Raw genomic sequence first — 22,014 nt, 5'->3', positions numbered from 1 at the left:
TGCGTGCTCGACATGGAGCAAACCACGCGACCGCCCTCAGGTTAGGCTGTCCTCACCCGGAGCCGCAGATGCCCTCGCTCGCTAATCGTGTCTTATCCACCCGTCGTCCAAAGGGTGGTCGACTACTGATTGTCTTACTGCTCGTCGTGGTGGGAATTACTCTGACCATTGGCGGCATCTACGGTGTGCTGCGCCAGGACCTTCGGGCCGATACACACGAGCAGCTCGAGCTCATCGCCGCTTACAAGGCCGAGGAGATTCAGGGTTGGTTACGTGAGCGCCGAGGTGCATTGGAGGCTTTGGCCGTCAGCCAGACCTTTCATACGATTTTGCAGAAGATGCTCAACGGTGTGGACGCATCCGAGCAAAGCACGTCAGAACAGGCGCTACGCGCACGCCTGGAGCATCTAAGGGAGAGCCATCACTTCCGGTCTGTGTTGCTCTTGGACACGCGCGGGCAGCCCCTGCTCAGCGTTGGAGAAGCAGAACCGCCGGGGGAGGACCGGCACCTTACCGAACGCGCGCGAACGCCGGGCGTGCAGCTCGATGATTTCCACCGGCAACCGAACGGCGCAATCGCGCTTGGACTCTTCACCGCGATCGCGCTACCGACGCCGGCCGCCCAGCCAGTACTCTATGCCCATATCGACCCCCAAGACTTTCTTTACCCCCTGATCCAGCGCTGGCCCACATCGAGCCCGAGCGGCGAGACACTGCTCGTGCGCCGCGAAGGAGAACGGGTTCTCTTCCTCAACGAGCTGCGCCATCGCGCGCGAACGGCGCTACAGCTCACCCATCCGCTCGATGCTCCCGAGCTGCCGGCCGCACAGGGGCTGCGGGGCCGAAAGGGTGTGGTGGAGGGAAGCGACTACCGCGGCGTGCCGGTCTTGGCCGTCTTGACCCCGCTCGAAGGCACTCCTTGGCTGATGGTGACCAAGCTCGATAGCCACGAGGCCTATGCCACGCTACGACAAGTCACGCGGCTCAGCGCTCTCATGCTGAGCGGCGTGCTCAGCGCCGCCGGACTCCTGCTGTGGCAGTGGTGGCGCGGCCAGCACGCGGCTCAGCGCGCCGAGCGCCTCGCGCGCGACCTGCAGCAGCAGCGCCTCGCCGAGCGCTTCGATTTCCTCACCCGCTACGCCAACGATGCCATCCTGCTCTTCGATGCCGGCGGGCGCGTGCAGGAGGCGAACGAGCGCGCGCTCGCGCTCTACGGCTACAGCCGCGAGGACTTCCTTGACCTGCGTCTAGAGGACCTGCGCGCACCTGGGGAAACCGAGCGTCTTGCTCCCAGCTGGGAGCAGCTAGTGCAGCATCCATCCCTGGTCTACGAGGGCCTGCACCGCCGCTGTGACGGCACTCCCTTTCCGGTCGAGTGCAGTGTGCGTCGGCTCGAGCATCAGGGTGAGGTGCTCTATCAGGAGATCGTGCGCGACATCGGCGAACGGCGCGCCGCCGAGCGGCACATCGCCCGCCTCAGCCGACTGCACCGACTGCGCGCCCGGATCGATGCTGCGATCGTGCGCAGCCCGAGCATGTCCAAGGTGTGGCAGGAAGCCTGCCATCTGATCGTCGAAGATGGCGATTTTCAGCAGGTTTGGATGGGACGGCTGGAGCCCGAGTCGGGGCGGCTCGTGGCGCTCACCGAGCCGGACCTGGGCGATCCCTGCTGCGCAACGCAGCCCGCGCTGAGTGAGGTACAGCGCCTGCTCGGGCAGGACTTGCAGGCGGCACACGAGGGCCGGGTCCTCGTCTGCAACGCGGTGCGTAGCGATCCTCGGACCTCTCCCTGGAGCGCGTACCTGCTCGAGGCCGGGATCGAGGCCTGCGTCCTGCTGCCGGTGCCCAGTCAGCAGGACACGCAGACGGTGCTGGTGGTCGAGAGCGGCGAGCCCGGGCGCTTCGATGCAGAGAGCGTCGCCCTACTCGAGGATCTGGCGAATGATTTGGGGCTCGCGCTCGACAACTTCGCGACCCGGCATCGCGCCGAGCAGGCCGAGGCGGCGCTGCGCCGCTTCGAACTGCTTGCCCGCCATAGTCGCGACATCATCCTCTTCTTGCGCCGCGACGATGGCCAGCTGCTGGAGGCCAACGAGGCGGCACTGCAAGCCTACGGCTACGATCGTGAGGAGTTCCTGTCCCTGACCATCCATGACCTGCGCGTCCCGCAGACGCAGCCCATGACCCTGTCGGAGATGGCGCAAGCGGATACGCACGGGCTGCTGTTCGAGACGCTGCACCGCCGCCGCGACGGCAGCACCTTTTTTGCCGAGGTGAGCTCTCAGGGAGCCTTGATCGGGGAGACGGAGACCTTGATCAGCGTGATCCGGGACGTCAGCGAACGCAAATCCGCCGAGCAGGCGCTGCGGCTCTCCGAGGCGCGCTTCGCCCAAGCGTTCAGCGCCAACCCTGCAGCGCTGACCCTCTCACGGTTCGCCGACGGGCTGATCCTCGACGTGAACGAGACCTGGCTGACGCTCTTCGGCTTCCGCCGCGAGGAACTCATCGGGCATTCGTCGCTGAGCCTGAGCGTGTGGCCCTCGACCCAAGAGCGCGCCCGATTCATGCAGGAACTCGCGCGCGAGGGGTCGGTGCGTGATAGAGAACAGACGCTGCTGACACGGTCCGGAGAACCCATGATATTCCTGCTCTCGGGCGATCGATTGACCATCGGGGATGAAGATCTCGTGCTCCTGACATGGCTCGACATTACGGCGCGCAAGCATGCCGAGCAGGCACTCCAGGAGAGCGAGCAGCGCTATCGCACCGTCGGCGAGGCCATCCCCTACGGCGTCTGGACGACCGATCCCACGGGACGCTGCACCTATGCCAGCCAGTCCTTTCTCGAGATGGTCGGCATGACCCTGCAGGAGGTACAGGAGTTCGGCTGGCTGCACTTGCTGCCGCCCGAGGACGTCGAACCGACCAAGACGCACTGGCTGCGATGCATTCAAAGCGGCGAGGATTTCGAGCAAGAGCACCACTTCCGGGATCGCGACGGGGCATGGCGACACGTGCTCGCGATTGGCCGGCCCGTTCATGACGGCGCAGCGATCGAGTCCTGGGTCGGCATCAATCTCGACATCACCGCACGCAAGGACATGGAAGAGGCCCTGCGCGAGGCGCACGACACCCGCGAGGCGATCCTGCAGGGCATGACCGAGGGACTGGTCATCGCCACCCCAGAGGGGATGGTGCTCGATATGAATCCCGCCGCCCAGCGCCTGCATGGATTCACCCACCAGGGCGAGGCGCTGCACGCACTCGCCGAGTTTCCTAACATCTTCGAGGTTTGCGATCTGGCCGGCGAGTTGCAGCCGCCCGAGAGCTGGCCGCTCTCGCGCGCTTGCCGCGGCGAGATCTTCAGCCACCACGAGCTGTGGGTGCGCCGGCACGATACTGGACAGAGCTTCATTGGCAGCTACGGCGGCACGCCGGTGCGCGACGTGACGGGGCGGCTGCGCCTCGGGATCGTCACCATCCACGACATCACCGAGCAGAAGCGTGCCGAGGAGCGGATCCGCCAGCTCGCCTTCTACGACCCGCTCACCGGACTGCCGAACCGACGCCTGCTCGAGGAGCGACTCGCCACCGCCCTCACCCGGGCGAAGCGTCAGCAAGAATGTCTGGCGGTGATTGTGCTCGATCTCGATTTTTTCAAACAGATCAACGACTCGCTCGGCCACGCGGCCGGCGACGCGCTGCTGGTGGAGGTGGCGCGGCGGATGAGCGCCTGCGTGCGCACCGTCGATACCGTTGCCCGCCCTGGAGGTGATGAGTTCATGCTGATACTGCCCGAGACTGGCACCGAGGGCACCGCTCATCTTGCCGCAAAACTCATCGCGCGCCTCAATGCGCCGCTACACCTTGAGGGCCAGGAGCTCAGCATCAGCTGCAGCCTCGGCATCAGCCTCTTTCCGGACCATGGCACAGAGGCCAGCACCCTGATCTCCTGCGCCGACACGGCCATGTACCGCGCCAAGCAGAGTGGACGCAACCGCTACCAGTTCTTCACAGAGGATATGCAACGAGAGGCGCGTCGGGCGATAACGCTCGAGCAGCAGCTGCGTGCGGTGCTCGCGGGCGAGGGTCTGTGTCTGCACTACCAGCCGCAGGTCACCCTCGCAAGTGGACGGGCGATCGGGCTCGAGGCACTGGTGCGCTGGGCACATCCCACCCACGGGCTGCTCGGCGCGGACGCCTTCGTCCCGCTCGCCGAGCGGAACGGCCTGATCGAAGATCTTGGCGCCTGGGTGCTGCGGGCTGTCGGCGCACAGCTTTCGGCCTGGTCTCGGGCGCGGCTGCCCCTGCTGCCGGTGGCCGTCAATCTCTCCGCCCAGCAGTTTCGTCATTCCGAGCGCCGCCGTGCGCTGATCGCCCAGCTGAACACGCTGCTCGCCGACGGCACCCTCGATCCAAGTCTGATTGAGCTCGAGATCACCGAGAACAGTCTCCTCGAAGAGACCGATGAGACGCTGGAGACCCTTCAGGCGCTGCGCACCCTCGGCGTGCGCCTGACCCTAGACGACTTCGGCACCGGCTACTCGAGTTTGCACTATCTCAATGCCTTCCCGGTGTGCTGCCTGAAGATCGACCAGAGTTTCGTCCGGGCCGCCCCCGAGCAGCCCAGGCAGGCCGCCATCGTCCAGACCATCCTTGCGCTCGGCCGACACCTGGACTTTTCGGTGATCGCCGAAGGGGTAGAGACCGCCGCACAACTCACGCAACTGCGCCGCCTCGGCTGTGAACAAGCGCAGGGCTATTACTTCAGCCGGCCGTTGCCAGCTCGAGAAGTGGAGGAGTGGCTACGACGGGCAGTCTAGCGCACTGTACTGCCACGTCTGAACGCGTTGTGCGGGAACGGGAGAAATCGAGAGGAGGCGATATGCAGAGCGCATCCGGCACGCCGTCCGGTCATTCGTTCTTCGAAGTGGCTATAGAAGAGAGGTGCGCAGAGCCAAATCGAATCCTAGAAGCGGGACAAACCCGAGCGAAAAACCGGTTGTCGCCATTCCATAAGTCCCGGTGACAGCAGGATGTCCCTACCGGGTATCACAAGGGTTGACGCAACACTCTCCGCTTAGAGGGCGTTCACATAACTCACGCGACTTTCCCTAATAAAACAATAATATAGAAAGATAATTCTGATTTCGGGTCGGGCAATCGGCATTTGAGTCGACAGAACGGAGCTTGCGCAACACGCTGCCCGACGAGGTATTGGCGACGGTCGCATTCAGATCAGTTCCATACTTGTCCACAGCAGGTCAAGCGGCGTAACTTTGAAATCGCGACGATGTGGAGTGCGCACGACTGCTCCAACATGGAGTGAGACATTAGATTCTCAGAGAAACGCAGTGGCAACGGACCCCAAAATCGTCTCCCCGAATCACGACAATCCCTCTTTCAAGGTCGCCATCATCGGTGGCTCGGCCGGTTCATTGACAGCCATCCAGGAACTGCTCATAAACCTACCCAGTGACGGCGGGATCGCCTATGTCGTCATTCAACATCGTAAAAGCGGGCACGATAGCCATTTGTCGAATCTCATCGCGCATTGGACCCGGATGCCCGTGGTCCCTGTCGGTGACGGCTCCCGGCTGGTACCGGATCAGATCTATGTCATCCCTTCTGAAGGAAGACTGGATTTAGCGGGGAATGTGTTCAGGCTTTCACCACCGGTCGGAAGAAGCAAAGTATTTAAGCCCATCGACGCTTTCTGCACGGTTCTTGCGCGGGAGCGAGGACCACGCGCGGCCCTGGTGGTCCTATCCGGGACACTCGATGACGGGACGCAGGGTGCGGTGCTCCTCAAGCAGATCGGCGGTCTGGTCATCGTCCAGACTCCGGGTAGTGCCAGCTATTCCGGCATGCCGGAGAGCGTCGTCAAAGCCGGTCAGGCCGACCTAGTGCTGGAACCAGGCGCGATCGCCGCCGCCCTTTGTGCCTGGGGCCAGGACAAGGTGCCCAGCACGGCGACGCCCGTGAGCGCAACGCCCGAAGAAGAGGAGCGGGTCTTCGAAACCATCCTCGCCCTGATCCACGATCGCACCCAGCAGGATTTCAGCGGGTACAAGCCCGCCACCCTGCGGCGGCGCATCAAGCGCCGCCTCGAACTGAGCCGCTGCCGCAGCCTGCACGGCTATCTCCAGATCCTGGAGCAGGATCCCGACGCGCTGACCAGTCTGTCCAAGGACCTGCTAATCGGTGTGACCGAATTCTTCCGCGATCCAGAGGCTTTCGAGACGCTGGCGAGCAAGGTCATCCAGCCGCTTTGTGAGACCAAAACCAACGGTGAGATGCTGCGTGTCTGGGTGGCTGGCTGCTCCACCGGTGAGGAGGTCTATTCCATCGCAATACTCCTGCTTGAGTGTCTCGACGACAATCCCGATGGAGCACGTCCACAGATCTTTGCTACCGATGTCGATGAGGCTGCACTTGCGTTGGCGCGGATAGGACACTACGAAGCGTCCGCCTTGACCGAGATGTCGCCAGGGCGTAAGGCCCGATTCTTCACCGAAGACCTGGATGGCCTGCGGATCATTAAAGAGGTACGCGAGCATATCGTTTTTGCATCACACAATCTGATCAGCGACCCGCCCTTTTCACGCTTGGACTTGGTGGTCTGCCGCAACCTGCTCATCTATTTGAATCCCGACACCCAGTCAAAGCTGATCGACCTTTTCCGCTACGTGCTCAATCCCGGCGGCTGCCTCTTCCTGGGCAGCTCTGAGAGCCTCGGCGCCGCCAACCACCATTTCGAAACCCTCTCACAGCCCTGGCGTATCTTCCGCCAGCTCGACACGGCACCGCGCCCCGCACCACGTCTTCCCATCACCATTCTTCCGACGCTGCAACGCCCCACCGACAGCACGCACACGGAAAATACGATCGACCAGCTTGGCCGCGAGCGGCTCTATCGCCAACAGATCGAGGAGTATGGTCCGGTCCAGATTCTCGTCGATGCACACTATGAGATCCTGTGTGTCACTGGTCGTTCGTCGCCTTATCTGACAGTACCGTCCGGAACCGCCTCGCACAACCTGCTGAAGCTGGCCGCACCCGCCCTGAGCCTGTCACTGCAGTCGGTTCTGGGCCGAGCGGAGCGTGAGCATGTCAGAGCGGTGGCTTATGCGCTCGAGACCGAGTTCCCGACTGAAGCCAGTCCGGGTACCCGCATCGAGGTGACGCCGATCCTGAATGACGGCCGCCTGGTCTCGCTGCTCGTGTGCTTCAGCCCCGAATGTGGTTCCCAGGGCGCGCAGGCGTGCGTCGGGGCGGAGCGGGATGACTGGCTCATCCGTCAGTTGGAGCATGAACTCCGCGCCACCCGGGAGGATCTGGTGCGAACCCTCGAGCAGTCCCGCTTCTCCAGCGAGGACATGGCGGCCGCCAACGAGGAAATGATGGCGATGAACGAGGAGCTGCAATCCGGCAACGAGGAGTTGGAGAGCTCCCGGGAGGAGCTGCAATCGGTCAACGAGGAGCTCGCCACCTCCAACGCCGAGCTGGAGGCCAAGATCAGCGAGGTCAAGACGCTGAACAGTGACCTCGGCAACCTGCTCACCAGTACCGAGACGGCTACCCTGCTACTGGACGCAGAGCTTTGCATCCGTCGCTACACGCCGGCTTGCGCGCATCTGATGCGGATTATCCCCTCGGACATTGGACGCCCGGTGGAGGATCTGGTACGTCAGTTCGACGACCCGGAGCTCGTCAAGGACTGTCGCCAGGTACTCAGTGGCACTTCGATCACCGATCGCGAGACCCAGGGCCAGTCCAAATGCTGGTATCTGCGCCGCATCCGTCCCTATCGCGATCTCAGCGGAGCACTTGCAGGGGTAGTGGTCACCTTCCCCGACATCACCGATCTCAAGCAGGCCGAGGAGACACTGCGCACGCGCAACCAAATGCTCGAGTGGCAGACGAATTTGCTCAGCCGGGCGGCGCCCGTGATCGGTCTAGACCTTCTAGAGCGAATCATCTTCTGGAACCACGGCGCGGAGTTGCTCTATGGCTGGACGGAACAGGACGCACTTGGACGAAACGTCCACGCGCTACTGCAAACCGACTCTAGCGAACCGCTCGTCGACATGCGCGCGCAGCTTGAAGCCCGTGGCGTATGGCGTAGCGAGCTGACCCAGGTGTGCGCCGACGGCCGGGTGCTGATCATCGACGCACAATGCTCGCTGTATCGCGACGAGAGCGGAGCGGTCCAGGCGATCGTGGAGGCGTGTACCGACATCACCGAGCGCAAGCAGGCGGAAGAGCACCTACGGCAAAGCGAGGCCTTCGCCCAGCGGATCCTCGAAGCATCGCTTAATGGGCTCTACATCTATGATCTCGAGCAGGGGCATAATATCTATATCAACCCCCAGTACTCGCGCTTAACTGGCTACAGTCAGCAGCAGCAGGAAGCGACGAGCAAGAGCGCCTTTGAAGCGCTCTTCCATCCGGACGATTCCGCGCGGATCGCGGAACATATCGAGCGAGTCGCACACGCCAAGGACGGCGAGACATTGGAAGTCGAGTACCGCTTTAAAACTGCAGACAGCCGCTGGATCTGGTGTCTGTCCCGTGACACCGTCTTCCTGCGCGACAGTTGTGGCAAGGTCGAACAGCTCATCGGCTCTTTCCTAGATGTTACAGAGCGTCGAGCTGCCAGCGATGCTCTCCAGGAGAGCGAACGCCGCTACCGCGAACTGGTGCAGAGCGCCAACAGCGCCATCATCCGCTGGGCTCGTGATGGCACCATCACCTTCTTCAACGAGTTCGCCCAGCAATTCTTCGGCTGGACCGCCGAGGAAGTCGTCGGCAAATGTCACATCAGCATCCTGGTTCCGGGCCAGGAATCCAGCGGGACTGATCTCAGCGGGCTGGTCCAAGACATCCTGACGTACCCGGAACGCTACCGCAACAACGTCAACGAAAACCTCTGCCGCGATGGCCGCCGAGTCTGGATGACCTGGACCAACAAGGCGTTACGTGATACGCAAGGTGAGTTGAACGAGATCCTCGCCGTCGGCAGCGACATTACCGAGCGCATCCAAGCGCGCCAGGAAATCGATCGTCTCAACGCCGATCTGGAGCGGCGCGTGACCGATCGTACCACCGAGCTAGCCCAAGAACGCGCCCGGGCCGAGACCGCCACGCGGGCCAAAAGCACCTTCCTGGCCAATATGAGCCACGAGATCCGCACTCCCATGAACGCCATTCTGGGTTTGACCCATCTGCTACAGCGCGAGACGCCCACGCCAGCCCAAAAGGAGCGGCTGGGTAAGATCGAAATCGCTGCTCAGCACCTCCTGACCGTCATCAATGACGTCTTGGATCTCTCCAAGATCGAAGCCGGAAAGATGCAGCTGGAACCCGTCGATTTCGCTCTGGAAGAGATGCTGGACCAGGTGCGTTCTCTGATCTTGTTGGAAGCCGACGCCAAGGGACTCGAAGTCCTCCTGGTGACCGACGGAGTGCCATCCTGGCTGCGCGGGGATAGCAATCGGTTGCGTCAGGCGTTGCTCAACTATGCCGGCAACGCGGTCAAGTTCACCGAGCGGGGCCGCATCGTCTTGCGTGCCCGGCTGCTGGAGGAACAAGGCACGCGCTTGTATCTGCGCCTCGAGGTCGAGGACACCGGGATCGGTATTCCTGCCGACGCGGTGGGTGGACTCTTCCGCTCCTTCGAGCAGGCGGATGCCTCCACCACCCGCTGCTATGGCGGTACCGGTTTGGGGCTGGCGATCACTCGTCACTTGGCCGAACAGATGGGCGGCAAGGCTGGTGTCGAAAGCACACCGGGCAAGGGCAGCCTCTTTTGGTTGACCGCCTGGCTCGAACATGGCCAAGGGTGCAAACCGGCGCGGCCAAGCCCGCCGAAAGCGGCTGAGGCCGAGTTGCGCCGACTCCATACCGGAGTCAGGATCCTGCTAGCGGAAGATAACCCTATCAATCGAGAGGTTGCCCTGGAACTGCTGAGCTCCACTGGGCTCATAGTGGAGACTGCCGAAGACGGTGTCGAAGCCGTGGAGAAGGCCGGCACGCGTGACTATGCGTTGATCCTGATGGACGTACAGATGCCCCGCATGGACGGTTTGGCCGCGACACGAGCCATACGCGCGCTGCCCGGGTGGGCTGAACGCCCCATCCTCGCGATGACCGCCAATGCCTTCAGTGAGGACCGCCAGGCCTGTCTTGCGGTTGGCATGCAGGATTTCGTCGCCAAACCCGTGGAACCGGCGGTCCTCTATGCGGCACTGCTGCTGTGGCTGTCACGGGAACCGAAGGCTGAACCCTGCCAGCCAGTCGAACCCTCGAGCGCCCCAAGCGCACAACTCGCCGCAAGTGGCCTCGATCGACTGGCGATGCTGCCCGGCTTCGACCTGAACCGCGGACTCGCGATGATGAGTGGCAAAACAGCTAAATATGTAGCACTCATACGGCGCTTTGTCCTCAACTACGGCGAAACTCCCGAACGCTTGACCACATACCTGCACACGAGCGATAGGGAAGCGGCGCACCACCTTGTCCATGACCTGAAAGGCGCTGCGGGCACCCTTGGTGCGACGGCATTGGCAGAGGCTGCGAGCCGTCTCGATACCATGTTACGTGACGCGCAGGGTTTGGGCGCAGCACCGTGGGAGGCTTTAATTCAACAGATGAGACAAGCGTTCGTGGATCTGTCGAGAGCATTGCCGAGCACCAATGGCGACTTGATAACCACTGACGCCCCTGAGGCAATGACCGCATCCGATCTCCTGGAATCGCTCACCATACTGCTCACTGAGTCCAATCCAGCCGCGCGGGAACTCTGCGACAGACAGGCTTCAAAGCTCCGCGAAATCCTAGGGAATGGCTTTGAACTCCTCATTGAACAGATCGATGCATACGATTTTGACGCTGCACTGGCGCTCGTTCAGACCGAGTGCCCGCAGGATGTAAGGTCGTTTGATCGTCAAGTGACACAAGGTCGATCGGGTCAAGGCAATTGACGGCAACGGCCAACGGATCCGGTTCCCATGCGTGCGCTCGGCGAGCGCTCCCCCTGGCAGAATAGATGTGTATGCCGCAGCAATGCGGCTTCGGCCTGCGAAGAGCTAACACTCAAGCCGGGTCTTTGAGTACCTCTTCCAAGGTCGCACACTCCAGGACGCGATCGGCCCAGACCTCGAGCTCATCCTCGCTCGCCTGCTCAAGATGCGCTTCGGCCCAGGGCGGTAGTACACCAAAGCGTCGAACCAACTGCCGGCGCAGCAGCTTGGCCTCGCCCTCCGAGACACCCTGTTGTTTCCACTCCTCGGTCCAGATTTTCACCCGTTCGGCCAACATGGCACGCATCTCCTGAAGATCGTTGACGTTTGGTAGTTCGGCGCCTGGAACCCGAGCCGGCAGCAGAACACGCTTGAGCCAGACCAGCGCACCTGGCCGCGCTGCTCGCAACGCTCATCCTGCTCGCCTTCCTCGCCCATACGGTGCTTGATCTGCTTGACCCACGATACCGCGCGGTGCGCCAACACCTGCCCTCGCGGCGAACCTTCTTCGAGCACTTGCGCGCGCTTACGCACGACATGCTGTTCACCTCCTGGGAGCACCTGTTCGACTTCATGCTCGAGGCACTCGAGCCCGCCAAACCCCCGCCGACTCGTCGCTCACGCTGTTGGAATGCCCTGGCCGATCCGGTGAATTCCGCCGAAACCCTCCGATCCGGTGATGCATGCGATGGCTTTTCAGGCGAATCCGTCGGCGAGACGGTGGGGATCGAAAACGGACGGATGTTGTACAACGTCGTCGATTTAAACCTCACCTGGCGCGATGCTCGCGTGGCCTGATGCCGCGCACCCGCCTGAAGGCGAGGATCAACGCGTAGGGTGTGCCGTAGCCGACCCGCGCGGCCACCGAGTCCACCGTCGCATTCGGCACGCTCAGCAGCGAAAACGCGCAACCATCGCCCGCAGCTCGCCCGCAAGCTCCTCGAGCTCTTGGGCCGTCTCAGCCGTAGCACGTGTGGATGCACTGGTCTCTTCAACCATTTGAGCAATTTGCTCGACCTTTTGGGCGATATTGTTGCTGGCACTGCTTTGCTCGCGGGTGGCGTCGGCGACCTCACGAATGCGCGCGAGCGCGGCTTCCGCGCCTTCCTTGATCTGACGCAGCACGCTTGCCGCACCGTCGGCCGCCTCTACGCCTCGCTCAACTTGTGGCAAGGCGGTGTCCATGACCTCGACCACGGTGCCTGTATCCGACTGGATGCCTGCAATCATCTCTTCGATTTCGACGGTGGCCGACGAGGTGCGCCCGGCGAGCTCACGCACCTCGTCCGCTACCACGGCGAAGCCGCGTCCCTGCTCACCGGCGCGTGCGGCTTCGATGGCGGCATTGAGTGCGAGCAGATTGGTTTGACCGGCGATGTCCTTGATGACGTTCGTAATCGAGGAGATCTGTTTGGCCCGGTCTTCGAGCTTCCGAACACGTTCTGATGCGTCCTGTACGGTCGAGGCGATCTCCTTGATCTGACTGCTCGCCATTTGTACTTGCGCAGTGCCCTCCTCGGCGAGCGTCGCCGATGTGTCGGCGCCGCTTTCGGTTTCTCTCGCACTCTCGGAAATATGACTGATACTGGCGGTCATCTGCTCGATCGCGGCGGCCATGGTCGCTGTTGCGTCCGACTGTTGCTGGGCCGCGTCGGCGACTTCCCGCGAGTTCGTGGTGATCTGGCCACCGCTCTCGGCCAGGCGACGCGAGCGATCGCCGAGCTCTTGAACCATGGCCCGGATAGAAGCGGCCATTAGGCCGATCGCCTCGAGCATGCTACCCTTCGGCGCCGCTCCCGCATTCACGGTGAGATCGCCGTCAGCAATTCGATGAAGGATATCGTGGACGCTATTCAAACGGCCGCCGAGCACGGCGCGCACCTGTTGCTGGCCAAGCCAGATCAGGACCGCAACCAAGGCGACTACGAGCAGTAGCGCCCCGACGAAGGCATTCTTCGCGGTTGTCAGCTGCCCCTCGGCTGCGGCTACCGCTCGGGCGGTGCGCTTCTCCATCAAGACGTAAAATTCGTCCAAAGGCCTCATGATATCGGCCTTGTAGATGTGATACTGCTTGCTGTGCAGAAGCTCCCGGGCCAGTTGGGTGTCAGGCTCGCGGCGCACGTTGTAGTTTCCCGAAGCATCCGCGAACAGCCCCTTGACGGCTTTCATCGCACGCACTTCCAAGCCGACCAACCCATCGGAGTTGGCCTGAGCCTCTGCAAGCTTGGCGAATTCCTCCTCGGTGAAGCCGTTCTCGCGCATCAATTCCTGCAAAGGCATGGTGACGTCGCTGTCTGGACGAGGCTTAGGATCGCCAGCGGCAACGAAATCCCAATAGACCCGGTAATAGCTTTTCGGGCGCGGCGCCTCTCCGTTCCTAATGGCGAGAATGCTCAGATATTGCTGCTCGTAGGCGGGATCGCCGGTGACAACATAAGTGCGCGCAAGCCGAGTCAAGTCGTCGGAGCTTTGCCTGAGCTCGCTCGCCAGGCGATAGGAGCGAATCTGACGCGCATTGGCCTCCGAAAGCTGAGTAGCAGCGTTGTTGAACATAAGAAATGCGTAAGCAACGCCGAGCAGGGCGAGTCCCACGAGTGCGACCGTGCCAAGCGTCAAGATTCTTCGTGTACGAGCGCTCATGCGTATGCGTCTCCATCGTAGCGCTGTTGTCCAGGGAGTCGGTTCAACCGACATCGTGCCAAAAAAGCAAAGACGCGGAACGCGATATAGGTCTCGATCTTGAGGGTATCTACACCGTCATGCCACTGAGCACATCAGAGGAAAAGCCTCGAAGGCGTTTGGTAGATGTCGATTGAGACTAGCTACGACCGGTCAGGTGATCCTGGAGCCAGTCGCCGCAGCTGCACCAACTCATCGGTCAACGTGCGCACGCGCAGATGCACGAGTCATAGCGAACCCACACGGGTTCGCCAGGCTGTTCGGTCTCGCACCAAGCCAACGAATTTCATGGCTACGTGCGCAACCGTACCGACCGCTCTCGGTCCTGTGCCTATTCTTCCTGGTGGGGTCGGCTATCGCATTCCATGTGCGCGGGCATCGATCGATGCATTTCACGCTGGCCCTGGACTCATTGGCATGACGCTGCATGCATGAACATCCTCTGGCCGAGGATGCGCAGGCGGGGGATGTCCGTCATGTCCTCTTCCCCTTGCCACCAGAGGACACAGGTTCGATGAATGAAAACGATAAGTTGGAAGCGCTTCGCCGCTCCCTCCTGGCGGCCGAACTCGATGATGGCGAAACGCAGGCGCTCGCGGACCGGATGGGTGTGACGACGCTGTGCGATGGTGAGGTGCTGGTCGCCGAAGGGGATCTGTGCCAGACCCTGTTCCTGCAAGCGGCGGGTGCCATGCAATGCTATCGGGACCAGGCTGGCGGTAAAGAGGACATCCTCTACCAGATGCACGTCGGTGAATGCGTGGGGACACGTAGCTTCATCGACGGTTCGGCGTATGTCTTTGGGCTGCGCTCGGTCGGTGACAGCAGGGTTATGACCTTGGAGTCCGCCGCCTTGGAGGCCATGGAGGACGATCATCCCCGTTTACTCTACAAAGTGATGCGTGCCTTCGTGCTCATCACCCACGCAACATTGGCGCGCCTGCGCCTCGAAGACGCCGAGCTGCGTAATTATTTGTGGGCGTCCGGTGGGCGCTATTGAGTGCGCGATGACAACGTCTGCACCAGAAACCGAAACTGCATCAAACAGCGCCACCGAACACTGAACCTACACCGGCCGTGATGGCCATCGCCAGCGCTCCCCAGAAGGTGACCCGCGAGGCGCCGACCAGCATGCTGGCACCACCAACCCGAGCGGCGATGGCGCCCAACAGGGCGAGGAAGGCGAGAGAGGCACCCGACACCCAGGGAATCAGGATGTGCTCGGGTGCCACTGCCGTGACGGCCAGCGGCAGCGCCGCGCCGACCGCGAAACTGGCGGCCGACGCCAGGGCGGCCTGAATCGGCCGTGCGCTGAGGGTCTCGGAGATGCCGAGCTCGTCGCGCGCATGGGCGGCGAGGGCATCGTGCGCCATCAGTTGCTCCGCCACTTGCGCTGCAAGGTTCGGCTCAAGTCCCCGGTTGACATAGATGGCCGCGAGTTCACGGCGTTCGGCGGGTGGATTCTGCTCCAACTCCGTGCGCTCGCGCGCCAGGTCGGCCTTCTCGGTGTCGGCCTGTGAATGGACCGAGACATACTCGCCAGCGGCCATCGACATGGCGCCGGCCACCAAACCCGCAACCCCGGTCAGCAGAATGTCGGCGTGACTGGCATTGGCCGCCGCCACGCCGACCAGCAGACTGGCGGTCGAGACGATGCCGTCGTTCGCACCGAGCACGGCGGCCCGCAGCCAGCCGATGCGGTCCGTGCGGTGGCGTTCCTTGTGGTGTCGCGACCCTGTCATGGCGTCGCGATCAGGCCGCGTGCCTGGTGACCCAGGCGACATAGCGGTCCATCCAGCCCTGCAGGAAATCTCGGCTGTCCACGCCGATGTTGCCGGCCTCATCGAACAACCCGTCCTTGGCCTGGATGAAGGCTTCCGGTTGGCCCAGGGTTGGCACATCCAGATAGGCGAGAATGTTGCGCAGATGCTGTTGCGCCAGGGCGGTGCCCATGGCGCCGACCGAGACGCCCAGCACCCCAGCCGGTTTGCCCGCCCAAGCGCTCTGACCATAGGGGCGCGAGGCATGATCGATCGCGTTCTTGAGCACGCCGGGGATCGAACGGTTGTATTCGGGCGTGACGAACAGCAGACCCTGAGCCGCCGCGATCTCGGTCTTCAGCCGCGTGACGGACGCGGCCGGGCTCGCGTCATCGTCCTGGTTGTAAAGCGGTAGGTCGCCGATCTGCACCTGGCTGAATGAAAACGACGGTGGCGCCAGTTTCGCGATGGCATCCGCCAGCTTGCGGTTGAAGGAATCGCGGCGAAGGCTGCCGACAATGACGGCAATTTGGTAGTGGCTCATAGCGGTTTCCTGTGATAGTGACAGCATTCGTTCCACAGCTCGATCGTGCGCTGATCCGGATGGTGTGCGTCGCAGCCTAGCATGCTGATCGACGCCGGGTGCAGGGTGAAATGCTGGCCTTCGACCAGCGCCAGGCCGATCCAACGCACGGCGAGGGCCGCGCCGAACTGACCATACGAGAAGAGCGCGACCGTGCCCTGCATCGTACTCAGCCGCGCAATGAGCCGGTCGGCGCGGGCGCAGACATCTGAGCGATCGCTGCGGGGCAGATTTGAGGTTCTTTTCGTTGCACAATCGCTGTCATCTGGGTGTGATTCCGGTATGGTTTAGTCACGCTGAAAACACTCCACTCGCCCCTGATGGCCGACCACGATCCATCCTACAAGCTCCTGTTTTCGCATCGCGACCTGGTGGCGGACCTGATCCGTGGCTTCGTGCAGGAGGACTGGGTCGAGCAGTTGGACTTCACCACACTGCAACGCGTCAGCGAGATTGGAATCAGTCACGACCTGCGCGAGCGCGAGGACGACATGATCTGGCGGCTGCGCTGGGGCGATCGCTGGGTCTACGTCTATCTGCTGCTGGAGTTCCAGTCGACGGTCGATCGCTTCATGACGGTGCGGCTCTTGACCTATGTCGGACTGCTCTATCAGGATCTGGCCGCAGCCGGCGAGATCCCGGCCGGCGACCCGCTGCCGCCGGTCCTGCCGATCGTCCTCTACAATGGTGAGAAGTCCTGGTGGGCCAAGACGAGTCTCGATGAGCTGATCGAGCCGGACCTTCCCCAGCAACTGCGCCGCTGGCAACCGCAGTTCCGATACCTGCTGCTGGACGAGCAGCGGCTCGCGGACACCGCGCTGGCCGGGCAGCGCAATATCGCCGCCGCCCTGTTCCGACTCGAGAACAGTCGCCGCCCCGAGGATATCGAGCGGGTGCTGGCGAGTCTGATCGAGTGGCTGGCCGCCCCCGAGCAGGATAGCCTGCGCCGTGCCTTCGTGGTCTGGCTCAAGCGCGTGCTGCTACCGGCGCGGGTTCCAGGCGCCGAGCTACCGAACGTCAACGATCTTCAGGAGATGCGTGCCATGTTGGCCGAACGGGTGAAGACCTGGACCGAGGAGTGGAAACAACAGGGTGTCTCGGAGGGCGAGGCCAAGCTATTGCGCCGGTTGCTGATCCGGCGCTTCGGTGCACTGCCGGCCTGGGCCGAGGCGCACCTCGAGCAGGCGGGCGAGGACGCGCTCGAGGTCTGGGCCGATCGCGTCCTAGAGTGTGCGACCCTGGAAGAGATACTCAAGGACCCGACTTAAGGATCAGCTCTTCGCAGGCACCCATGAATAGACTTCCGAGACGCGCCCAGCCTTCGCTGAGCGCCTGCCTCGTCTTCAGCACTCAATGTGCTCGGCAATGTCGAGAGCGTCATCCACCTCCACTCCAAGGTAGCGCACGGTGCTTTCGATTTTCCGATGCCCGAGGAGCAACTGGACGGCCCGCAAGTTCTTGGTCTGTCGATAGATCAACGTCGCCTTGGTCCGGCGCAACGAGTGCGTTCCGTACTCCTGGGGATCACCTCCCATGAGCTCGATCCACTGCTTCACGATGCGCGCGTACTGACGGGCGGACACGTGTGGCGAACCACTTTGCCGACTCGGGAAGAGAAAGTCTGTGGAGGACAACGTCGCTTTCTTGATCCAATCCTCCACGGCCTCGCGCGTCTGCTCCGTCAGCTCGAAGCGCACGGGCTCCTGAGTCTTGTGCTGAACAACGCTCGCCCGGGAGACAACATGATTGCCATGGGCGATGTCGCGGACCCGCAGACTGACCAGATCGCACCCGCGCAGCTTGCTGTCGATTGCCAGGTTGAACAACGCCAGTTCCCGCGTCTTCCCTGCCATGCGAAGCTGCGTTCGGACGGTCCAGATCTCGTGCAGCTTCAACGGCGGCTTCTGGCCAATCAGCTTGCCCTTGTTCCACGGCTCATGTGCTGCTTGGGATGTTGTCGTGTTGGTCTTCATCGTCTGTTTCCTCATTTTCAGGAAGGGAAACAGAAGCATGGTCGGCGGTTGACGAAGCGGCTCGGCCTGAAAGCAGTCACTGCTGGGTGACTGATCTGGGGCAGTAGGGTCCCAGTATCGGTCACCCGGCCTTCCGGGCTATCTGTCAGCTCCATCCTGACAGCTATCACTCCGGTTTGGCACTGAAACGACAGGATTCTGCTGGAGAGCGGTCACCAAATTGGCGTCTGCGGCGTGAACCATGCATTTTCATGGAATAATCGCGAAGTCAGACGGTTGACGGTCAACGTGAGGTCGTCGACGTTGAGGCGCTAAGCGAGGGTTATTCGAAACGCTCATCCCTATTACCCTCGCGTTCGCGCTCGAAGGCGATTTCATCCTGCAACGTCCTTTCGATCTCGAGTGCAGCTCCGGCAACCCATACATCTTCATCATCGAGGAATGGCAGTATGAGAGACCGTCGCTCCTCAAGGAGGTCCGCCCGTGAGCCAAAGCTGTTGGGGCGAAACTGTGGTGCCAGCGCTTCTAGGACTGCTGAACGATCCGGTGCCTCTTGCAGGAGTGAAAGCGTTGTCTGGGAAAAATTGGCAATCCCATCGACTTTCTCGAATGCAGTGACAACAGTAGCTAGTCGTGGAAAGCGCGTCTCGGGGGCTGCGTGTGCCCAGTCCAACAGGATCGCTGTCGGCACTTTGCTGAGTGGGTTGTTGCGGTCGAGGTGGCCAGAAGAGCTCATCCATTGAAGCCATCTGGGATCATCGCGGCCGCCAAGCCAGCAATCGAGTACGGTCAGCGGATGCAGCTCAAGTAGAATCGAGACCAAAGGCCGCAGGGTGCGCCAGTCTCTGTAGCGGTCAGTCGTCATCTCCAAGATGCGTCGACTGGCCTGGTGCGCATCCTGGACTCCTTCCTCACCGGGCAGACAAACCTTCGCGATCTCGGTGAGGTGGTAGATCGCCGTGTCGTCCTGTTGATCGAGCGGATGCTCTCTAAGAAGTTTCCGGCCACATTCAAGTAACGATGTATCCCATGACAGTTCGTCTTCATGCTTATGGCGAAAGTGGTGGCATAAAATGTTCCCGGCGATCGCGAGCCCATCCGTCGAGCTTGCGATGCTCAGAATGAGGCGAGCCAAATCCTCAGCAGGGATGTTCTCTGTTGTCCTGCCGAAGACGAGCCCCCAATAGGCTCGTGGTTGGGCTAGACCACCCTCAGCGGACTCAATGAGACGCCGAACCGCGCCTCCCTCGATACCAGCCTGCAACTGCAGAAAAGGGAAGACTGGACCGAGCACAGGATCGGAGACCGCCTCGTCGAGGAAGCGTTCGACGCTGGTCCTGTCCATCTCGGCACTCTTCCGAAGAAAGCCCCCCATTAGTGCTGAGTTTCTGCTGTCTTGTTTGCTTGCGCCGTAGCGCTCGACGAGAGAGGCCCATCCTTCCGAGATAGCCGCAACCGCCTCTGCGTATCCTTCCCCGACCCAGCTCGCTTGATGAGCCGCTGGACTGAATAGGTCGTTCCAGACAGAGGCCGGGAAGTCCTGTGTCTCTGCGATCTCTCGTCCCAACTGTCTCGCCTCTTCGACGGCTGCCTCAGACGCTTGCGCATATCCATCAGCGTCATCGCCATGCTCGGTATCGAGGATCTTGTGAAGTGGCTGCATCACATAGGCCCGGAACCGCGCCCATCGGTCGGTTGGCACCAAACGCTCTTCCAGCTTTCGCAGCCGATCGAGCAAAGTCGCATCCATTCGATCGGCATCCAAGGCGATGGTATGCCTGACGGCCAGCCAGCCTTCTGGCCAATAGTCTTGAGCGTTGATTTCCTGGGCGAGCGCTTCAAGCTCGTCGAACAGGGCTTCAAAGCACCAGAGATCCCTGAAGTGATCGGCAATAGCCTTGCGCGCTTCGGCGCGACGCGGTGAATCCGCGAAGGCTAATCGCTTGGCGATCGCAAGTGCACCCAAGTACCAGTCGCGACGCTCGGTCGCGTCGGCTGGCTGCCATCCCTCGTCGATTGGGTATCCGCCGAAACCGCAGTCGACGCTTCCCGAGAAATATCCGCTCCTCAACATCCCGCGAAGGGCGATCATCCCGAGCTCTTGAGCGGGCTCGTCTGCGCTGAAGAGCAGCTCTTCGAGAGCAGCCAGACGCTGCGAGGCATCGGCCTTCGTCCCCGATAGTCTCAACCAGAACAGTTCCTCGAGCTGGTTGGCGTTCGTTAGCGCTCCATGCGTATCGCGCCCAGCCCAAACAAAGCGGACCAAGACGCGAACCGCGGTCTGGAACAGTTCCGGGAACCAGGCGATCTTTCGTAGCAAGAACACCCACGGCTTGCAGTGCCAACAACTTTGTGGGCCAAGCTCATCAAGGCTGGCGTTCATCGTGAACTGGTCGAAGGCGCTTAGAACCGCAGTAGGGTTCACGGCGGCCATGTATTCGATCAAGTCATGGCGAGGGTCGATGCTCGACGAGGCGATCTCCCGGAGCCGGACCAGCGGTCCAGTGGCGCTCAGCCACGCCTCTGCAATTCGGCGCGCCTCAGGGGAGTCGTGCAAATAACTCAGTCGATGCGCGAACGACCTAAGCAAGCGTGGGTTACCGTAAGACCAGAATCGATCGGCAATTCCGAGCGCTGGCTGGTTCTCTAGGGCACGCTTTGCGAGCCAGTTCGCAAGCGGCTGGGGCAGGATTGCCCGCCAGCGTCCGCGACATTGGATGATGTCGCGGCGTTTCAGTTCGGCGACCGACCGGTACAGCGTCCTTGAATCGAGCCCGGCGAGGCCAGCGAGCAGGGTGATTTCCGTCTGATCGCTATCCAGGGTTTCACCGTCGAACGAGTAGACCAAGGCCAATGCCTCAGCTGCCTGAAGGAGCCCTGCATCGGCTTGATTCCTTTGATGGAACAACCGGCGGAACATGCCTTCATTTCCCAGATCGGCCAGGTTGGTATCCGGTGAGACGGAGTGGGCGATCAGCAAAGCGACCCGTGCATTGCCGCCGGAAAAAACGGCGATGCGCCACCGAACAGGCTCGGGAAGAGCAGGATACCGTTGGTCAAGCAACCCTTTGATGACCGATTCGGATGCGTTCAATAAGCGAAATACATCCGTTCCTTCCGTTATGTCGTCTTGGATGTCCAAGTCGACCGTGATGAGACTCAGGACGGGGCTCGACTGGCACTGCTGTGCGATGGCATCGTGGGTCGCGCTGGGGCAGTTGTCCATCAAGAGGATGGCGCGCCGGCCCTCGGCTGTGAGCTGCGTGGCAAGCTGGCTGGGCCGTGGCTCCGGAGACTCGTGCCCGATATCGGCGTAGATGGCGAGCGAGGGATCGAGCGGCTGCTCGCCGATGTTTGGATCGAAGAGCGCTTCGAGCAGGCGCGTCTTTCCGGTTCCGGAAAGGCCGGTCAGCCTGACGATACCGCCAGGAGCGGCGAGTCTAGAGCGCAAGCGAGTGATTCCGTCGATGATCGAGATCATCCCGTCTTGCGGATGCGTTTGATCCCTCAGCCGGGCGGTCTCATCGATGATGTATACGCTATTCGCGTCGTCGGGCGCGTGCGACCAGTTGCCGTAAGGGCGCCATCCTGCAAGCGTTTGACCGAGCTGCTGTCTGACCCACAAGACCTCCCCTGGATACTCGTTGACCCAATCGGCCATACGCGTGCGGTCGTAGAAATCGGTATGGAGATCATCGGGACTGGGAAGATCAGCAATCGCGTCGCGCATCGCCTGGCGTCGAGCGGCAAGTCCTGTAGTGGTTCAATGAAAACGGACACCTTGCCAAGCGGCATAATGCCGACCGAAAGCGAGGTGAAGCATGGCGAAGCAAAGCAGACGTCAGTACACAGAAGATTTCAAGCGTGAAGCAGTCAAGCTCGTGGAGGAGCAAGGGCGCGGGGTCGCGGAGGTGGCCCGTAGTCTCGGCGTGCACCGCAGTCAGATCGAGCGCTGGCGAATCCAGTATGGGCGAGGTCTCATCCTCGGCCGGAGC

The 22,014-nt window shown here is 61.9% G+C and carries 13 protein-coding genes; 6 read left to right on the top strand and 7 right to left on the bottom strand.

Annotated elements, in window-relative coordinates; genetic code table 11:
- The first annotated feature begins 68 nt into the window (after positions 1-68).
- Entirely contained in the window at positions 69-4,823 is a 4,755-nt protein-coding gene (locus THIDRDRAFT_RS24010) for a PAS domain S-box protein (protein WP_007042315.1), read from the top strand.
- Positions 4,824-5,300: 477 nt separating this feature from the next.
- Positions 5,301-10,985, top strand: coding sequence for a PAS domain S-box protein (locus THIDRDRAFT_RS24005; RefSeq protein ID WP_159105428.1), 5,685 nt, complete (start codon positions 5,301-5,303; stop codon positions 10,983-10,985).
- A 112-nt stretch (positions 10,986-11,097) separates the two neighbouring features.
- On the opposite strand, the gene THIDRDRAFT_RS17910 is transcribed toward THIDRDRAFT_RS24005, so the two are convergent.
- The gene (locus tag THIDRDRAFT_RS17910; protein ID WP_245535883.1) at positions 11,098-11,433 is read right to left on the bottom strand and encodes a DUF4351 domain-containing protein; all 336 of its coding nucleotides are present in this window, start codon (positions 11,431-11,433) and stop codon (positions 11,098-11,100) included.
- Positions 11,434-11,498: 65 nt separating this feature from the next.
- Here THIDRDRAFT_RS17910 and THIDRDRAFT_RS27350 point away from each other — a divergent pair, with 65 nt between their 5' ends.
- Positions 11,499-11,822 carry a hypothetical protein gene (locus THIDRDRAFT_RS27350; RefSeq protein WP_040845301.1) on the top strand — a complete coding sequence of 108 codons (324 nt, stop codon included), beginning with the start codon at positions 11,499-11,501 and terminating at the stop codon, positions 11,820-11,822.
- A gap of 93 nt (positions 11,823-11,915) precedes the next feature.
- Here the strand turns inward: THIDRDRAFT_RS27350 and THIDRDRAFT_RS25775 are convergent, their stop codons facing one another.
- Positions 11,916-13,664: a methyl-accepting chemotaxis protein gene (locus tag THIDRDRAFT_RS25775; protein ID WP_007042311.1), complete on the bottom strand. Its 1,749-nt coding sequence runs from the start codon at positions 13,662-13,664 to the stop codon at positions 11,916-11,918.
- Between the two features lie 466 nt (positions 13,665-14,130).
- On the opposite strand from THIDRDRAFT_RS25775, the gene THIDRDRAFT_RS17895 reads away from it, so the two are divergent.
- A complete protein-coding gene (locus tag THIDRDRAFT_RS17895) occupies positions 14,131-14,703 on the top strand; it encodes a Crp/Fnr family transcriptional regulator (protein WP_245535882.1) in 573 nt (190 codons plus the stop codon).
- 40 nt (positions 14,704-14,743) lie between these two features.
- On the opposite strand, the gene THIDRDRAFT_RS17890 is transcribed toward THIDRDRAFT_RS17895, so the two are convergent.
- From THIDRDRAFT_RS17890 to THIDRDRAFT_RS26860, 3 genes are read right to left on the bottom strand one after another with little or no spacing between them, the layout of a single operon-like run.
- Positions 14,744-15,445 carry a VIT1/CCC1 transporter family protein gene (locus tag THIDRDRAFT_RS17890; protein ID WP_007042309.1) on the bottom strand — a complete coding sequence of 234 codons (702 nt, stop codon included), beginning with the start codon at positions 15,443-15,445 and terminating at the stop codon, positions 14,744-14,746.
- Positions 15,446-15,455: 10 nt separating this feature from the next.
- Entirely contained in the window at positions 15,456-16,007 is a 552-nt protein-coding gene (locus THIDRDRAFT_RS17885) for an NADPH-dependent FMN reductase (RefSeq protein WP_007042308.1), read from the bottom strand.
- Positions 16,004-16,276, bottom strand: a complete 273-nt coding sequence (locus tag THIDRDRAFT_RS26860; protein WP_281054773.1) for a histidine phosphatase family protein — start codon at positions 16,274-16,276, stop codon at positions 16,004-16,006. Before THIDRDRAFT_RS26860 ends, THIDRDRAFT_RS17885 begins: the two co-directional genes overlap by 4 nt.
- Positions 16,277-16,366: 90 nt before the next feature.
- On the opposite strand from THIDRDRAFT_RS26860, the gene THIDRDRAFT_RS17875 reads away from it, so the two are divergent.
- Positions 16,367-17,314 (top strand): Rpn family recombination-promoting nuclease/putative transposase, encoded by a 948-nt coding sequence (locus THIDRDRAFT_RS17875; RefSeq protein WP_007042306.1) that lies wholly within the window; start codon positions 16,367-16,369, stop codon positions 17,312-17,314.
- Between the two features lie 75 nt (positions 17,315-17,389).
- Here the strand turns inward: THIDRDRAFT_RS17875 and THIDRDRAFT_RS17870 are convergent, their stop codons facing one another.
- Positions 17,390-18,019 carry a tyrosine-type recombinase/integrase gene (locus tag THIDRDRAFT_RS17870; RefSeq protein WP_007042305.1) on the bottom strand — a complete coding sequence of 210 codons (630 nt, stop codon included), beginning with the start codon at positions 18,017-18,019 and terminating at the stop codon, positions 17,390-17,392.
- A 322-nt stretch (positions 18,020-18,341) separates the two neighbouring features.
- Complete coding sequence (locus THIDRDRAFT_RS17865) at positions 18,342-21,749, bottom strand: hypothetical protein (protein WP_007042304.1); 3,408 nt, start codon at positions 21,747-21,749, stop codon at positions 18,342-18,344.
- 91 nt (positions 21,750-21,840) lie between these two features.
- Here THIDRDRAFT_RS17865 and THIDRDRAFT_RS27125 point away from each other — a divergent pair.
- The coding region (locus THIDRDRAFT_RS27125) for an IS3 family transposase (protein WP_007042303.1) at positions 21,841-22,014 on the top strand (174 nt) is incomplete at its 3' end.

Source organism: Thiorhodococcus drewsii AZ1, assembly GCF_000224065.1.
In the GTDB taxonomy this organism is placed as follows: domain Bacteria; phylum Pseudomonadota; class Gammaproteobacteria; order Chromatiales; family Chromatiaceae; genus Imhoffiella; species Imhoffiella drewsii.
The sequence above is the reverse complement of the archived record's forward strand: the minus strand, read 5'-3'. Positions and strand labels throughout refer to the sequence as shown.

Excerpts from the sequence above, each read along its gene's own strand:
- THIDRDRAFT_RS17870 (WP_007042305.1), bottom strand. The coding sequence starts at position 18,019 with ATGAAGACCAACACGACAACATCCCAAGCAGCACATGAGCCGTGGAAC.
- THIDRDRAFT_RS17890 (WP_007042309.1), bottom strand. The coding sequence starts at position 15,445 with ATGACAGGGTCGCGACACCACAAGGAACGCCACCGCACGGACCGCATC.
- THIDRDRAFT_RS17895 (WP_245535882.1), top strand. The coding sequence starts at position 14,131 with ATGCATGAACATCCTCTGGCCGAGGATGCGCAGGCGGGGGATGTCCGT.
- THIDRDRAFT_RS17875 (WP_007042306.1), top strand. The coding sequence starts at position 16,367 with ATGGCCGACCACGATCCATCCTACAAGCTCCTGTTTTCGCATCGCGAC.
- THIDRDRAFT_RS24010 (WP_007042315.1), top strand. The coding sequence starts at position 69 with ATGCCCTCGCTCGCTAATCGTGTCTTATCCACCCGTCGTCCAAAGGGT.
- THIDRDRAFT_RS17885 (WP_007042308.1), bottom strand. The coding sequence starts at position 16,007 with ATGAGCCACTACCAAATTGCCGTCATTGTCGGCAGCCTTCGCCGCGAT.
- THIDRDRAFT_RS17865 (WP_007042304.1), bottom strand. The coding sequence starts at position 21,749 with ATGCGCGACGCGATTGCTGATCTTCCCAGTCCCGATGATCTCCATACC.
- THIDRDRAFT_RS25775 (WP_007042311.1), bottom strand. The coding sequence starts at position 13,664 with ATGAGCGCTCGTACACGAAGAATCTTGACGCTTGGCACGGTCGCACTC.